Here is a 15,108-nt window from a genome sequence, read left to right as displayed (position 1 = left end):
TAAACTATTACTAATACAAATTTTTTTAAATGAAAAAATATTTTTTATTTCTGGGATTACTAAGCTCTGTCTTTTATAATGCTCAGAATAGATATCAAGCTATTGTAACAGGAGCTCCTTTTTTGAGGATTTCTCCAGATGCACGTTCCGGTGGTTTAGGTGATCAGGGGGTTGCTACTTCACCCGATGCTTTTTCTCAGTACTGGAACCCTTCCAAATATGTTTTTGGCACAAGTTATTCCGGAGTCGGAGTTTCTTATACTCCATATATGAATAAACTGACAAATGATGTTTTCTTATTGAATGGTACTTTTTATACTTTTTTAGGTGAAGAAGAAAGAAGTACTCTAGCTGCCAGTGTCTACTATTTTAATATGGGAGAAATTCAATTAAATGAATTGATGGGTAACGATATTGTTGGAAAAGGAATTTCTAAACCTAATGAATTTGCCATTGACGTATCCTATGGTTTAAAACTTGCCGATGTTTACTCTATGGCTGTAACTGCAAGATATATTCGCTCTGATCTATTTAACAACGTGGATAACTCTTCTGCGCAAACAAAAGCTGCTAATACTTTTGCTGTAGATGTTACCGGATATTTTCAATCTGAAAAGTCTGATTCATTCAACGATTTTGAAGGCAGATGGAGAGCTGGATGGGGAATATTTAACATGGGTCCTAAACTGGATTACTCAGATAATAGTCAAAATTCAAGTTATTTACCTACGAACTTACGTTTAGGGGTAGGATATGATCTTTTTATTGATGAAGAAAATAAAGTCGGATTAACCCTTGAGGCTACAAAATTATTGGTTCCCGGGCCTGAAAAAATAACAAACGAAGACGGTAGCTCAACTTATCAGGTTCCTGATAAGAGTTTTATCTCAGGTATGTTTAGCTCTTTTGGAAATAAAGATGCTGGTAAAGAAATTACTTATAGCGTTTCCGGAGAATATGTTTTCAATAATGCTTTTGCTTTCAGAGCCGGATATTTTCATGAAAATCCAGATAGAGGAGCCAGACAATACGTTACTTTAGGTGCAGGACTTAAATATCAATCATTTGGAATTGACTTTTCGTATTTGATAACCACATCTAAAATTAATAACGCGTTAGATAATACACTCAGATTTGGACTCACATGGGATTTTGGAGGAGAAACATCCAATTCTGATTACTATTAAAAATCTAATTTTTTCATAATTCAAAATTAAAATCACTCTTCAATGAGTGATTTTTTCTATTTTTACTAAAACTTTTTTATATGTTCTCATCCCAGGAGTTAATTGAAATAAAACAATTACTGACAACAAAAAAAAATATACTCATACTTTCCCATCAGAATCCGGATGGAGATGCTATAGGTTCCTCTCTGGGGTTGTATCATTTCTTACAGGCTTTGGGTATAGAATCAACAATTATCGTTCCCAATGAATTTCCTAAATTCCTAAAATGGTTACCTGAAGCTAAAAATATAGTTATAGCAGATTACAGAACGAAATTCACGGAAATTGCGTTTAATAATGCTGAAATTATTTTTTGTCTTGACTTTAACACCGCTTCAAGAATTAATCAGCTCGATCAAAAACTACGTTCTTCCAAGGCCGTAAAGATATTGATAGATCATCATCAGGAACCCGATCCTTTTGACTATGTTTATTCCGACACCTCACAGCCGGCAACCTGCCAGATGATTTATAAGTTTATCGAAAGTCTGGGTAAAACTTCATTAATTAATGAAGACATTGCGTACTGCCTATATACCGGAATACTAACAGATACAGGAAGTTTCAGGTTCAGGAATACAACTGCTGAAACACATAAGATAATTTCAAATCTTATTGAAGCAGGCGTCTATCCTGATATAGTAGCATCTAATGTGTTGGATAGCAATACACCGGAAAGAATTAAACTTTTAGGTACTGTTCTTGACTCCATTGAAATTTTACCTGAACAAAACACGGCTATACTTTCATTGACAAGAGAACAACTAAAGTCGTTTGGATATCAAAAAGGAGATACTGAAGGCTTTGTTAACTACGGACTTTCTATTATCGGTATCAAATTTGTAGCATTTTTCATGGAAGATATGCAGAATAACTTTATTAAAATTTCTTTTCGGTCTAAAGGAAATTTTGATGTAAACCAATTTGCAAGAAAATACTTTAATGGCGGTGGTCATATTAATGCTGCCGGTGGCAGAAGTGATATGTCAATAACTGAAACTATTATAAAATTTAAAGATATTTTAGAAAGTGAAAATATTTCAAAGATTTAATTTAATTTTAGTCCTGCTTTGTTTAATCGGGTGTCAAAAAAAAGAAGTTTTTCGTCCGGTAAGCCAGACTACTTCTGACTATTTAAAAGATTCTCGTGAATATTCAAAGTCCAGGGAAGAAAGCGAACGGAAATTTCTAACACATTGGATTGAAAAACAAAAAGATTCTCTTAATCAAATCTTTATACCTACTTCTTCAGGAATATGGATTAGATATATTAAAACCAACAATCTTCCTAAGATTAAAAACAAAGATTATGTGTCATACACTGCGGAAATAAAAACCATTAATAATGAAATTATTTATTCTTTTGCAGATATTGGTAAAAAAGAAGGTATAGTGGGTAAGTTTAAAGAAATCAGGGGTATTGAAAGTGCTTTATTTTTATTGAGTCAGGGTGATAAAGCTGAAATTTTAATTCCTTCTTTTTCCGCATACGGATTATATGGCGACGAAAATAAAATAGGTTCCAATGTTCCTTTATTAGTAGAATTACAGATTAATAAAGTAGAAAATTCAAACAATTTTAATTCTACTAAATAAGATTTCAGATAATGAAATATTTTTTTTTAAACATAATAATTTTTACCAGTAGTTTTATTTTTAGTCAAACGTATAAAGCTGTTTATAAAATTTCCCAATTAAATATTACTGATCAGGAAAAAAAAAACAATCAGAAAATTTTTCAGTTCTAATTTTTTCCGATAACAAATCTGTTTATGAACAACTTGAAAATAATCCTGCAAAAGCAGAAATACCCAGAATCGTATTTAAAAATTTCGACCAAAATATAAAAATAACTCAAACTTCTTTTTTTGGTGAGGGTATAAACATTAAAGAAGATTTAGCGAGCTTAGATTGGATAAATTTAAATCAGAGCAAACAAGTTAACCAAATGAAATGTTCTCTTTATCATACCCAAATTAAGGATATGTGGAATAAAGTTCAAACAGTCCATGCTTGTGTTGATAAATCCATACCGGTTTTAGATGGCCCTGAAAATTATACCGGATTACCGGGCTTGATAGTTGAGTTACTATTACCTGATAAAAAATTTGAACTAACTGAAATAAAGATTCTTAAAAACAACACATCATTAAAAGAACCTGTAAATAGTTTTAAAACTCTAAGCAAAGAACAATACGATCGATGGACAAATGAGAATATGGAAAAAATGATGGAAGATATGAACAAACGTGAAGGCTTAAAGATTTCTTCTGAAATTTAAAAAATCCTGTCGCAATTTAAATAAATAAACAATCCATCTTTAATTATTCAACAAAATAATTACTAGCTATAAATTTATTTTATTAGCTTAAACAACACTTTTAAAGTTAGGCATATTAAAAAATAAATTAGTACGGAAAACCTCAATTATAATATAAAATAAAGCTTTATTTTTAATATTAATTAGAAGCAAATGGCTTGGTTACACTAAATTATTATTATTGTTGGTCTTAGTTAGTATACTAAGGGTAATATTTTTATATTTAAAACAAATTTTCTACATGAGCTATTAATTTTTAGTCTCTCTAATAAAATACTCATGTAGGATTTTTTGAGATTGAAATATATTATTTATACATTATAATTTTAATCATAATTACCATATTCTTTAGTAATATCAAAAAATTTTTGTACAAATATTTTTTATATTAACTGATTTCTCTAAAATAATCTCTCGTATTTTCTCTGTCGGTGTGAAGCTGCTTTTTCAAATCCTCGATTGATGAGAATTTTTGCTCATCTCTTTCTCTATCATAAAAATGAATTTCTAGCTGTTCTCCGTAAATATCCTGATCAAAATCTAATATATTAACTTCAATTTGTTTCTTCAATCCGTTTACAGTCGGTCTCATTCCAATATTCATCATTCCGTGATAAAATTTATTCTTTAAAGAAACTTTCACAAAATAAACCCCGTTTTTAGGACATATTTTTTGAGCATCTATATCTATATTAGCTGTTGGAAACCCTAATTGTCTACCTAATTTATTACCTTCCACCACTTTTCCCGTCATAATAAATTTATAACCCAGCCATGAATTAGCTGTAGATATGTCGCCTTCTAAAATTTTATTTCTTATTTTAGTAGAACTGATAACCATTTCGTTTTCACTGATTGGAGGAAGCTGATACAATTTAAATTCAAACATTTCTGAAAAAGTTTGTAATTGCTCAAAATTACCATCTCTATTTCTTCCAAACTGATGATCATATCCTACTACCAAAGAATGTATATTAAGTTTAGCAACTAAAATATCCCGTACAAATTCTAGGGATGAAAGCCTGCTGAATTCTTTAGAAAATTCCTGTATAAATAAATGTTGAATTGACAATTCACTTAATAAATTAATTTTTTCCTGTAATGTAGTAAGTAAACGAAAATCGGTATCTGGTTGTAATACGAACCTTGGATGAGGGTTAAAGGTCATAATTGCCGTTTCTCCATCTTCTTTTTTTGCAATTTCGTCTAAATAATTTAAAATAAACCTGTGCCCTAAGTGAACCCCATCAAACATACCTAATGTAAAAATGATTTTCTTATCCTGGGGCAGACTATATTTTTCTCTCTGAATTTTCACGTATTTTTATAAGATATAATTAAATGCAAAGATGATAAATTTTGTATTTTTTTCAAATAGATACGAATAAAATATTATATTTGCATGATCACAAGAAAAAGTATAGTTATTTGAATTTTAAATTATATGGCAACTGAAAAAAAAGGTAAAATATCTCAGGTTATAGGACCAGTTATAGATGTTGTTTTTGATGAAGTGGCACAACTGCCTAACATTTATGACGCTTTAGAAGTACTAAGAGAAAACGGAGAACCCCCTTTGGTTCTTGAAGTAGAACAGCATATTGGACAAGATATAGTTCGTTGTATAGCTATGGATGCAACTGATGGTCTATTTCGTGGTCAAACTGTTATAACCACTGAAAAACCTATTACAGTTCCGATTGGAGAAGAAGTTAACGGTCGGTTATTTAATGTGATCGGAAAAGCAATCGACGGAATCGGAGAGGTTCCTAAAACCAACGAATTGCCTATACATAGATCAGCTCCAAGATTTGAAGATTTATCTACTTCCGCTGAAGTACTTTATACTGGTATTAAAGTAATTGACCTGGTTGAGCCATATTCTAAAGGAGGTAAAATCGGTTTATTTGGAGGTGCTGGTGTTGGTAAAACAGTATTAATTCAGGAATTGATTAATAATATAGCAAAAGGTCACGGAGGACTTTCCGTTTTTGCAGGAGTGGGAGAAAGAACTCGTGAAGGAAATGACCTTCTTAGAGAAATGCTTGAGTCTAAAATCATTTCTTACGGTGATGAATTTATGAAATCTATGGAAGAAGGTGGATGGGATCTTTCTAAAGTAGATCATGAAGCATTGAAAACTTCCAAAGTTGCTTTCGTATTCGGGCAAATGAATGAACCTCCGGGAGCTCGTGCAAGAGTTGCTTTATCCGGACTAACCTTAGCAGAATATTACCGTGATGGTTTAGGAGAAGGTAAAGGACGTGATGTTCTTTTCTTTATCGATAATATATTTAGATTTACTCAGGCTGGTTCTGAAGTGTCTGCACTTTTAGGCCGTATGCCATCAGCCGTAGGATACCAACCTACGTTAGCCAGTGAGATGGGTGCACTTCAGGAAAGAATTACTTCTACTAAAAATGGTTCCATTACTTCCGTACAGGCAGTATACGTTCCTGCAGATGACCTGACTGACCCGGCTCCGGCAACAACTTTTGCATATTTGGATGCAACTACGGTATTAGATAGAAAAATTGCTTCTTTAGGTATATATCCTGCAGTTGATCCATTACAGTCAACTTCGCGAATACTTACTCCTGAAGTATTAGGAAATGAACATTATCAATGTGCTCAAAACGTAAAAGAAATTCTACAAAGATATAAAGCTTTACAAGATATTATAGCCATATTGGGTATGGAGGAATTAAGTGAGGAAGATAAACTGGTTGTTCACAGAGCAAGAAGAGTTCAGAGATTCCTTTCCCAACCTTTCCATGTTGCTGAACAGTTTACAGGTACTCCGGGCTCGTTAGTTGATATTAAAGACACCATCAAAGGATTTAATATGATTCTTAACGGTGAGTTAGATCAGTATCCGGAAGCAGCTTTCAACCTTAAGGGAACAATTGAAGAAGTTATTGAACATGGTGAAAAAATGTTAGCTGAGTTAAAAAACTAATTTTATAAACTTATCTGATATATAACCATGAAAATACAAATATTAACCCCGGAAGAAATAATTTTTGATGGTGAAGTTAAGTCTATAATACTTCCCGGTTCTAAAGGAGAATTTCAAATGCTGGAAAATCACTCAGCTATTGTTTCTACCCTTATTGAAGGTAAAATTAAGTTAGACTCTGTAATTTCATCAGTAACAATTAATGAACAAAAATTATCTGATGAGGGTAAATTTAAAACTCATAATATAAAAGGCGGATTATTAGAATTTAATAATAATAAAGGTATTATCCTTTGCGACTAAATTCTACTAACAATTATAAAAAAACGGTTTAATGTAAAAATTAAACCGTTTTTTATTTTATCAATGTATTTTAAAATTAAGATAAGTAATTCTTTTATCTTCATTTAAAAAAAGCTTTTCATAATGTGTCTTTATATCTCTTACATAAGAAGGTAAATTATATTCCGGTGCCCCGTAAATATCATGATGTGAAGATAAAATTTCATATCCTAATCCTTGTAAAAGACCATTTGCATATCCATGTAAAAACTCACTATCTGTTTTTAAATGTACACTTCCTTCAGATGTCATTATTTTTTTGTATTTATCTAAAAATATAGGATGCATTAACCGATGTTTTGCTCTTTTATATTTTATTTGAGGATCAGGAAAAGTAATCCAAATTTCATCCACTTCCTCCGCTGAAAAAATGTAATCAATAAGTTCTATTTGAGTACGAAGAAAACCCACATTGGACAGCCCTAACTGCTCTGCAGTTTTTGCTCCTCTCCAAAATCTGGCTCCTTTAATATCCAAACCCAGAAAATTTTTTTCAGGAAAATGCTGAGCTAAACCTACTGAATATTCTCCTTTCCCACATCCTAATTCTAATACTATCGGATGATCATTTTTGAAAAATTCTTTTTTCCATTTTCCTTTTAATGAAAACCCATTGATTACTTCTTCTCTTGTTGGCTGAATTACACTAGCAAAAGTTTTATTTTCTGCAAATTTTCTTAATTTATCTTTTCCCATGATTTTATGAATGCGAATGCAAAAATAGTAATTAATTTACTCCTAATAAATGATTATTAGATTTTAACAGTGTTTAAATTAAAATTACTAACATGAATGTTCATCTTCTGCAAAATGCAATAATTTAGCAATCATATCTACCTTAGACATATAATACCCTTTTTCAAGTGCCATTTTTATCGGCTTTTCATACATATAATGAATTTCCATTTTTCTATGATTATCAAAATCTAATTTCATACTTGGAGAATATGAGGGCATTTTTTTTGTAATTTCAATTTGTTCCTTAATTAATTTTTCAGAAATTTCTACTCCACATGCTTTTGCGCCGGAAACTACCTCTCCCATTATTTCCTCAATCAGATTGAGCATGCTTTTGTTATTTATTAATTTATCTGTTTGAGCATTCAAAATTACTGACAGGCCATTAAAAGGAATATTCCAAAGAAGTTTATTCCATCGACTGTAATTCAAATTTTTCTTTGTACATATAATCTTAGATGTTTCATTAAAATCTTTAATCACCTGCTCTAATTTACTATCATCTTTATCGTTAAATGATCCGAGACTTAAATTGCCTAATTGCTGATGTCTTATTATTCCCGGTGAACTTTTATGGGATAATATCTGAGCTACACCTCCAGCTATTTTAATATCAGGAAATACCTTCTCCAAATCCTGCTCTGCTCCAAGACCATTTTGTATTAGTATAACCAAACTATCATTTTTAAGTACAGAAGGTAATAATTTTTGCAAAAGGTAGTTTTTATTTGTTTTCAAACCAACTAAAAGTATATCACATTTAGGCATTTTTTCAACCGTATCGTAATAATTCCCTTTGCATTTTATTTTACCGAAAACAGCTGAGTCTATGTATAGTCCATTTTGCTTTACAAAATCATAATCACTGTTTATCAGGAAATTTACATTTTTACCAGTATCTGATAAAATTCCTCCATAAAATCCTCCTATTGCACCTGTTCCTATAACTCCATAAGTTAATTCCATAAACTTTATTTTATATACACAAAGGTATAAATTCTTAGTATAGTAAAGTTTTTAATTTAAACTGCATTACTAATTGTATAAGAATTATAATTCGTAAATATTTAATAATTTTGAAATTCTAAATATTAAAAATTTGAATTCATCTTTATCACAGCCCAAACTAACATCGGGCGTATTATGGCTAATGGCTATAAGTTCGGGTTTAATCGTTGCCAACAATTACTATAATCAGCCTTTACTAGGTTTAATGGCTGAAGATTTTCAGGTTAGTGAATCTGAAATTAGTGGTATTCCTATGTTTACCCAAATAGGATATGCATGTGGTTTATTTTTCTTTATCCCACTTGGCGATATGTTCAAAAGAAAAAGAATGATTCTTATTGATTTCATTTTTATTATTATGGCATTAATAGCTATGTCTTTAAGTAAATCAGTTAAATTGTTGCTTCCTATCAGCTTTATTATAGGTTTTACTTCAGTTATTCCTCAGCTATTCATTCCTATGGCAGCAACTCTAGCTACACCAGAAGAAAAGCCCAAAGCTGTGGGAATTGTAATGAGCGGTTTGTTAGTAGGAATATTAGGTTCAAGAGTGCTAAGCGGTTATGTCGGAGATTTTTTTGGCTGGAGAGAAATGTACTATATTGCTACAGTGATTATGATTATTTTGTTTGTTCTTATTTATTTTAAATTACCTGAAGTTTATCCCCGATTTAAAGGAACTTATAAAGAATTAATGTTATCACTTATTCAACTTTTTAAAACTGATTCTTCGCTGCGACTTGCTGCTTTAAGAGGAGGATTAAGCTTTGCAGCTTTAAGTGCCTTTTGGACTCCGCTAGTTTTTCATCTACAAGCAAATTTTCATTTAGATGAACATATGGCCAGCAATATTGCGGGCAAATTTGGCCTTGTTGGAGCCTGTGGAGCTATTACAGCTGCTTTTATGGGTAAGATTATTGCAAAAAGTAATAAAAATAATTTTTTAACTAATTCTATTTTGTTAATTCTTTCATCCTGGGTAATTTTTTACTTTAGCGGATATTCTTTCTGGGGACTAATTTTAGGAGTTATATTTATAGATATAGGAGTGCAGGCTGCACATATAACTAATCAATCAATAATATTTTCAGGTAATCCTAATGTTGCCAATAGGGTAAATACTATTTATATGACTTCTTATTTTATTGGTGGTGCTTTAGGAACTTATATTTCAGCTCATGCTTTTCAGTATTTTAATTGGAACGGTGTAGTATACACCGGGGGAGGAATAACACTTTTAATGCTTGTGTGCCACTGGATTTCTTTAAAAAAATAAAAGGAATTTTAATTATGTAAATAATTAAAATTCCTTAAACACATAAAGTGAAACATTAATAGGAAATATATATTATATTATAATCAGTATTTTAAAGAGCGCTTAATTTTTAGTCCTCATAAATGAGAAATGTAAAAAATAATGTTTCTATTATGTATATATTATATGTTGAATGACTCGACTTAAACTTTTAAATTCAGAAACAAATATAACAAATCATACAAACCCTACCAACTTAATATAAATTAATCTAAAAACAGATAAACTTCATTTTTTTATAAATTATATATTAAGAATTAATGTATTACTATTTATACTTCTGTATTTTTTTACATGTATCATAAAAAATTAAAAACTTTTTATGTAATACTAATTTCAATTAACTACAAAAAAAGAGCCGTTATGATAAACGGCTCTTTTAATATTCATTATATTAAGCTGAACTTAAAACTTGTATTGCCCACCAATTCCTAAGGTAACAAATGTTGAATTAGAAGTTCCTCTTACTTTAGAAGAAATTCCTTTAACAAATCCTTGAACCTGGAAATCACTGATATTCCAACCTACTTTTGGCTGAAAATAAAAGCCCGTATCAATTCCGCTTTTTGTTGAAATAGCTACACCTAAGTCAGTACCTACTACAAATTGTTTTCCTAAAGCATATTCACCAGTTACCGCTACAGGGATAAATCCGAAATCCCCAACACCTACTTTAGTTGTAATAGTTTGATCAGGAATTAATGTTGGAAAAGGAGAAGGAATAGTTACTGTGGTAGTTTTATCTTTACCAATGTAATGAGTATACCCTGTAGCAACCCCAACTTCTAACTTATCAATAGGTTTCCAGAAGAAATAAGCTACATCTAAACCTAGATTGAAAGATGAAATATCAGCAGCATCTCCTACTGGTAATCCCAAATGTACACCTGCACGTAACCCTTCCTGTGCTGAAAGTGTAAACGTTGCTCCTAATGCTAAAGCAATTGACAAAAATAATTTTTTCATATGTTTGTTAATATTTAAGGCTGCAAAGATTTGACAAAAAAATTTAATAAGCAAATATTAATTTGAATAGTTTGGTGCTTCCTGAGTAATAATTACATCATGAGGATGGCTTTCTTTAAGACCTGCTGAGGAAATTTTAACCATCTTACTATCTCTTTGCAAAGCTGTTATGTTGTTGGTACCGCAATATCCCATTCCGGCACGAATACCTCCACATAATTGATAGACAACATCTGATAATTTTCCTTTGTATGGCACTCTTCCTTCTATCCCTTCAGGGACTAATTTTTTAGCTTCAGATTGAAAATACCTGTCTTTACTTCCTCTCTTCATAGCTGATAAAGATCCCATTCCCTGATAGCTTTTGAACTTTCTTCCCTGAAATATGATTTCTTCTCCCGGAGCTTCTTCAGTTCCTGCAAAAAGAGATCCTAGCATAACACAAGAAGCTCCGCTAGCTATAGCTTTAACAATATCTCCTGATAATTTAATTCCACCATCAGCTATTACGGGAATGTTTTTACTGGTAGCATATTCAAAAACATTATATATTGCAGATAATTGAGGTACTCCTACTCCTGCCACGACTCTGGTTGTACAGATAGAACCCGGACCTACTCCCACTTTTAGTGCATTTGCACCAGCATCGATCAAATCTTTCGCTGCTTCGGCAGTCACAATATTTCCTCCTACAATGTCAAGTTCCGGGAAAGAACTTCTTATTTCTTTTATTTTATTTAAAACATTTATAGAATGCCCATGAGCTGAATCTACTGCTACTATATCAACACCTGCTTTTACTAAAGCAGCTACTCTATCTAACGTGTCATTGCCTACCCCTACTCCTGCTCCTACTCGTAAACGTCCGTCTGTATCTTTACATGCGGTTGGATATTCTAATAAATTATCTATATCTTTGATGGTTATTAAACCTATTAATTTATTATTTTTATCAATAATAGGTAATTTTTCAATTCTATTATCCAATAGAATTTCTTTTGCCTGTTCTAATGAAGTATCTCTTGAAGACGTAATTATATTTTCTTTTGTCATTATGTCTTCAACTTTTCTATCCAAATTTGACTGATATTTGATATCCCTGTTCGTTATTATTCCTACAAGGGTATTATCATTCTCTATAACAGGTAATCCGGAAATATGATATTCCTGCATCAGGTTTAAAGCATCCTGCAATGTATGGTTCCTGCTTAATGTAACAGGATTGGATATCATACCATTTTCAGACCTTTTAACTTTATTAACCTCTGCAGCCTGCTGCTCGATTGTCATATTTTTATGTATAAAACCAATACCTCCTTCTCTTGCTAAAGCAATAGCCAAAACAGATTCAGATACGGTATCCATTGCTGCAGAAACAATAGGAATACTTAGTTTAATTTTTTGAGTGAGTTGTGTTTCCAGAGAAACCTGAGAAGGTAGAACTTCTGAATAAGAAGGAACGAGAAGTACATCGTCAAAAGTAATGGCCTCCTCTACAATTTTGCTTTTAAGTGACATATATGCTTTTGCCGAGCAAATTTACTGTTTTTTTTATTAATATGAAAAATTTCATAGAAATTAATATCGTTTAGTTTAGCATTCGGCAATGGTAACTGGTATACTAACTGCTAAACCTCCTTCTGAAGTTTCTTTATATTTAGAATTCATATCTAAAGCTGTCTGCCACATACTTTGTATAACTTCATCCAAACTAACCCTTGCATTTTCAGGATTGCTTTCCATTGCTATATTGGATGCTGTAATAGCTTTTATGGCTCCCATTGCATTGCGTTCAATACAGGGAATCTGCACCAGCCCACCGATAGGATCACAGGTAAGCCCTAAATGATGCTCCATTGCTATTTCTGCAGCCATTAAAACCTGTTCGGGACTTCCTCCCATGATCTCAGTAAGCCCTGCAGCAGCCATTGCTGAAGAAACTCCTATTTCTGCCTGGCACCCACCCATAGCAGCAGAAATGGTGGCATTTTTTTTAAATAGCGTTCCTATTTCACCTGCTGTTAGTAAAAAATCAATTATATGTTTTTCCGTTCTTCTTCTGGTAAATAAGTGTGCATACAACAATACGGCAGGTATAACTCCTGACGCTCCATTGGTTGGAGCCGTTATAATTCTTCCGAACGAAGCATTTTCTTCATTTACTGCCAAAGCAAAACAACTGATCCATTTATTTATCTTAGTAAAGTTTGTTCCTGAAGATTTCACTAACCTCATCCATTCGTCAATATTTGAGTAATCTTTTCCATCCAATAGTTTATTATTCAAATCAAAGGCTCTTCTTTTCACCTTTAAACCTCCAGGTAAAATACCTTCTTTGTTCACACCCTCATAAATACATTCTTTAATGTTTCTCCAAATTTCAAGTGCATTACTCACAATTTGCTCTAAAGGATTCCATGCTTGTTCATTCCAGAGTACCAACTCGCTTAATCTCAGACTAAGTTTATTACAATTTTTAATAATATCCTTTGCACAATGGCACGGATACGGAGTTTTTATTGCATGTTCTTCGATAGTATTTTCATCTTCTGTAGAGATAAAGCCTCCTCCAACTGAGTAATAACTCTTTTCAATTTTTTCTTGATTATTAAAAGTTACATGAAATGTCATTCCATTAGGGTGAAATGGCAACGATTCCTTATAATGAAAACGAATATCTCTTTTATACAGAAAATCTACATTTACTTTTCCTGCCAGGTTAATTTTATTTTCATTTTTAATTAAATCAACAAGTTCAGGTATACTTGCTGTATTAATAGTTTTAAAGTTTTGACCACTGAGCCCCATTAAAACAGCTATGTCAGTACCATGTCCTATACCTGTTTTAGCAAGAGAGCCATATAAATCCACAGAAATTTCTTTTACGTTATCTAAAGAATATTTATCTACAATTAATTTAATAAAAAGTTCAGCGGCATTCCATGGTCCCATAGTATGAGAACTGGAAGGGCCAATCCCTATTTTTATAATTTCAAAAATACTGATTGATTTCATAACTTCTATTATTTCATATCATGCTAGCCTAAGTAACAAATCTAATAATTTTGTTTTACAATCACTCCATTTGTTTTAATTCATTGTTTTCCAATTTTAATGAGTTTAATAAAAAAATTATAAATTTGAAAATAAAACAAATTAATAAGAAAAGATATGAAATGGGAAGGCCGTCGGCAAAGTTCTAATTTAGAAGATAGAAGAGGTTTATCAGGTGGTGGTAAAGCCGTTTTAGGCGGCAGTGGAATTTTAATTATAGGAGTTATTATTTTTAGTCTGTTTACAGGCAAAGATCCTTCTCAACTTCTTAGTTTAATTAGTGACAATTCACAAATTACAACTGTTGATAGTACTTCTCAAGAACTAACACCTGAAGAGGTTAAAACCGGTGAGTTTGTATCTACTATTTTAGCAGACACAGAGGAAGTCTGGGATAGAATTTTTAAAGAAAATGGTTTAACTTATAAACAACCTAAACTTGTATTGTTTACAAATGCAGTACAAACTGCGTGCGGTGGAGCAAGTTCCGCTGTAGGGCCTTTCTATTGCCCAGCTGACCAAAAAGTTTACATGGATATGTCTTTTTTTAAAGAATTAAAAGATAAATATGGAGCTAAAGGAGGTGATTTTGCCGTTGCTTATGTGATAGCTCATGAAATAGGACACCATGTACAAAATTTACTTGGAACTTCTGAAAAAATGCAGAGAGCTCAGATGGGTAAAAGTGAAAAAGAAGCAAACAAACTGTCTGTAGCTCTTGAATTGCAAGCAGATTTCTATGCCGGTGTATGGGCTCATTACGACGATAAAATAAATCATGTACTTGAAGATGGTGACATTGAGGATGCTCTTAGTGCAGCTAATGCTGTAGGTGACGATGAAATACAGAAAAAAACTCAGGGTCAGATAATACCCGATTCTTTTACCCATGGTACTTCTAAACAAAGAATGTATTGGTTTAAAAAAGGATTTACTACAGGAGATATCAGCCAAGGTGATACATTTGCTTACTTATCTAATTAAAAAGATAAATAGTATTTACTATTTACATGTATTCTGCTCAGTATAATTATTAATTCATAATGAAATTATCATTTATTACACCTATATAATAACATAAATTAAACATTTTTTATTTGTACATTTAAACTTAATTTCATAGTTTATTATATATTCACTTTTAGAATTTATGAAGGGTTTTAAACGATACATAGTT

The 15,108-nt window shown here is 31.7% G+C and carries 13 protein-coding genes and 1 pseudogene; 8 read left to right on the top strand and 6 right to left on the bottom strand.

What is annotated here, in order from left to right:
* Positions 1–29 precede the first annotated feature (29 nt).
* The 4 genes and pseudogenes from porV to EOV51_RS08880 form a co-directional block, all read left to right on the top strand.
* Positions 30–1,187 (top strand): type IX secretion system outer membrane channel protein PorV, encoded by a 1,158-nt coding sequence (gene porV, locus EOV51_RS08895; protein WP_128151954.1) that lies wholly within the window; start codon positions 30–32, stop codon positions 1,185–1,187.
* Positions 1,188–1,267: 80 nt separating this feature from the next.
* Positions 1,268–2,281, top strand: a complete 1,014-nt coding sequence (locus EOV51_RS08890) for a DHH family phosphoesterase (RefSeq protein ID WP_128151952.1) — start codon at positions 1,268–1,270, stop codon at positions 2,279–2,281.
* Positions 2,259–2,825, top strand: a complete 567-nt coding sequence (locus EOV51_RS08885) for an FKBP-type peptidyl-prolyl cis-trans isomerase (RefSeq protein ID WP_128151950.1) — start codon at positions 2,259–2,261, stop codon at positions 2,823–2,825. The genes EOV51_RS08890 and EOV51_RS08885 overlap by 23 nt, the downstream gene beginning before the upstream one ends.
* A 136-nt stretch (positions 2,826–2,961) precedes the next feature.
* Positions 2,962–3,510: pseudogene (locus EOV51_RS08880) on the top strand (GLPGLI family protein); the annotation flags it as partial.
* Positions 3,511–3,937: 427 nt separating this feature from the next.
* Here the strand turns inward: EOV51_RS08880 and EOV51_RS08875 are convergent.
* Positions 3,938–4,867, bottom strand: a complete 930-nt coding sequence (locus tag EOV51_RS08875) for a bifunctional riboflavin kinase/FAD synthetase (protein WP_228427609.1) — start codon at positions 4,865–4,867, stop codon at positions 3,938–3,940.
* Between the two features lie 126 nt (positions 4,868–4,993).
* Here EOV51_RS08875 and atpD point away from each other — a divergent pair, with 126 nt between their 5' ends.
* Positions 4,994–6,508 carry a F0F1 ATP synthase subunit beta gene (gene atpD / locus EOV51_RS08870; RefSeq protein ID WP_128151946.1) on the top strand — a complete coding sequence of 505 codons (1,515 nt, stop codon included), beginning with the start codon at positions 4,994–4,996 and terminating at the stop codon, positions 6,506–6,508.
* A 27-nt stretch (positions 6,509–6,535) separates the two neighbouring features.
* On the top strand, positions 6,536–6,811 hold the full coding sequence (locus EOV51_RS08865; RefSeq protein WP_128151944.1) for a FoF1 ATP synthase subunit delta/epsilon: 276 nt from the start codon (positions 6,536–6,538) through the stop codon (positions 6,809–6,811).
* A 60-nt stretch (positions 6,812–6,871) separates the two neighbouring features.
* Here EOV51_RS08865 and trmB read toward each other — a convergent pair whose 3' ends face one another.
* Positions 6,872–7,546 (bottom strand): tRNA (guanosine(46)-N7)-methyltransferase TrmB, encoded by a 675-nt coding sequence (gene trmB / locus EOV51_RS08860; RefSeq protein WP_128151942.1) that lies wholly within the window; start codon positions 7,544–7,546, stop codon positions 6,872–6,874.
* An 87-nt stretch (positions 7,547–7,633) separates the two neighbouring features.
* Positions 7,634–8,554 carry a 2-dehydropantoate 2-reductase gene (locus tag EOV51_RS08855; protein ID WP_128151940.1) on the bottom strand — a complete coding sequence of 307 codons (921 nt, stop codon included), beginning with the start codon at positions 8,552–8,554 and terminating at the stop codon, positions 7,634–7,636.
* A gap of 133 nt (positions 8,555–8,687) precedes the next feature.
* Here EOV51_RS08855 and EOV51_RS08850 point away from each other — a divergent pair, with 133 nt between their 5' ends.
* Positions 8,688–9,872, top strand: a complete 1,185-nt coding sequence (locus EOV51_RS08850; protein ID WP_228427608.1) for an MFS transporter — start codon at positions 8,688–8,690, stop codon at positions 9,870–9,872.
* A gap of 444 nt (positions 9,873–10,316) precedes the next feature.
* On the opposite strand, the gene EOV51_RS08845 is transcribed toward EOV51_RS08850, so the two are convergent.
* From EOV51_RS08845 to EOV51_RS08835, 3 genes are all read right to left on the bottom strand, one after another.
* Positions 10,317–10,877 carry a hypothetical protein gene (locus EOV51_RS08845; protein WP_128151938.1) on the bottom strand — a complete coding sequence of 187 codons (561 nt, stop codon included), beginning with the start codon at positions 10,875–10,877 and terminating at the stop codon, positions 10,317–10,319.
* Between the two features lie 57 nt (positions 10,878–10,934).
* Positions 10,935–12,395 (bottom strand): IMP dehydrogenase, encoded by a 1,461-nt coding sequence (guaB, locus tag EOV51_RS08840; protein ID WP_128151936.1) that lies wholly within the window; start codon positions 12,393–12,395, stop codon positions 10,935–10,937.
* A gap of 75 nt (positions 12,396–12,470) precedes the next feature.
* Positions 12,471–13,892 (bottom strand): L-serine ammonia-lyase, encoded by a 1,422-nt coding sequence (locus EOV51_RS08835; protein WP_128151934.1) that lies wholly within the window; start codon positions 13,890–13,892, stop codon positions 12,471–12,473.
* Between the two features lie 156 nt (positions 13,893–14,048).
* On the opposite strand from EOV51_RS08835, the gene ypfJ reads away from it, so the two are divergent.
* Positions 14,049–14,915, top strand: a complete 867-nt coding sequence (gene ypfJ, locus EOV51_RS08830) for a KPN_02809 family neutral zinc metallopeptidase (RefSeq protein ID WP_128151932.1) — start codon at positions 14,049–14,051, stop codon at positions 14,913–14,915.
* Positions 14,916–15,108: the final 193 nt, after the last annotated feature.

The organism is Apibacter raozihei (assembly GCF_004014855.1).
In the GTDB taxonomy this organism is placed as follows: Bacteria; Bacteroidota; Bacteroidia; order Flavobacteriales; family Weeksellaceae; genus Apibacter; species Apibacter raozihei.
The sequence above is the reverse complement of the archived record's forward strand: the minus strand, read 5'-3'. Positions and strand labels throughout refer to the sequence as shown.

Excerpts from the sequence above, each read along its gene's own strand:
- porV (WP_128151954.1), top strand. The coding sequence starts at position 30 with ATGAAAAAATATTTTTTATTTCTGGGATTACTAAGCTCTGTCTTTTAT.
- EOV51_RS08890 (WP_128151952.1), top strand. The coding sequence starts at position 1,268 with ATGTTCTCATCCCAGGAGTTAATTGAAATAAAACAATTACTGACAACA.
- atpD (WP_128151946.1), top strand. The coding sequence starts at position 4,994 with ATGGCAACTGAAAAAAAAGGTAAAATATCTCAGGTTATAGGACCAGTT.
- EOV51_RS08865 (WP_128151944.1), top strand. The coding sequence starts at position 6,536 with ATGAAAATACAAATATTAACCCCGGAAGAAATAATTTTTGATGGTGAA.
- trmB (WP_128151942.1), bottom strand. The coding sequence starts at position 7,546 with ATGGGAAAAGATAAATTAAGAAAATTTGCAGAAAATAAAACTTTTGCT.
- EOV51_RS08855 (WP_128151940.1), bottom strand. The coding sequence starts at position 8,554 with ATGGAATTAACTTATGGAGTTATAGGAACAGGTGCAATAGGAGGATTT.
- EOV51_RS08845 (WP_128151938.1), bottom strand. The coding sequence starts at position 10,877 with ATGAAAAAATTATTTTTGTCAATTGCTTTAGCATTAGGAGCAACGTTT.
- guaB (WP_128151936.1), bottom strand. The coding sequence starts at position 12,395 with ATGTCACTTAAAAGCAAAATTGTAGAGGAGGCCATTACTTTTGACGAT.
- EOV51_RS08835 (WP_128151934.1), bottom strand. The coding sequence starts at position 13,892 with ATGAAATCAATCAGTATTTTTGAAATTATAAAAATAGGGATTGGCCCT.
- ypfJ (WP_128151932.1), top strand. The coding sequence starts at position 14,049 with ATGAAATGGGAAGGCCGTCGGCAAAGTTCTAATTTAGAAGATAGAAGA.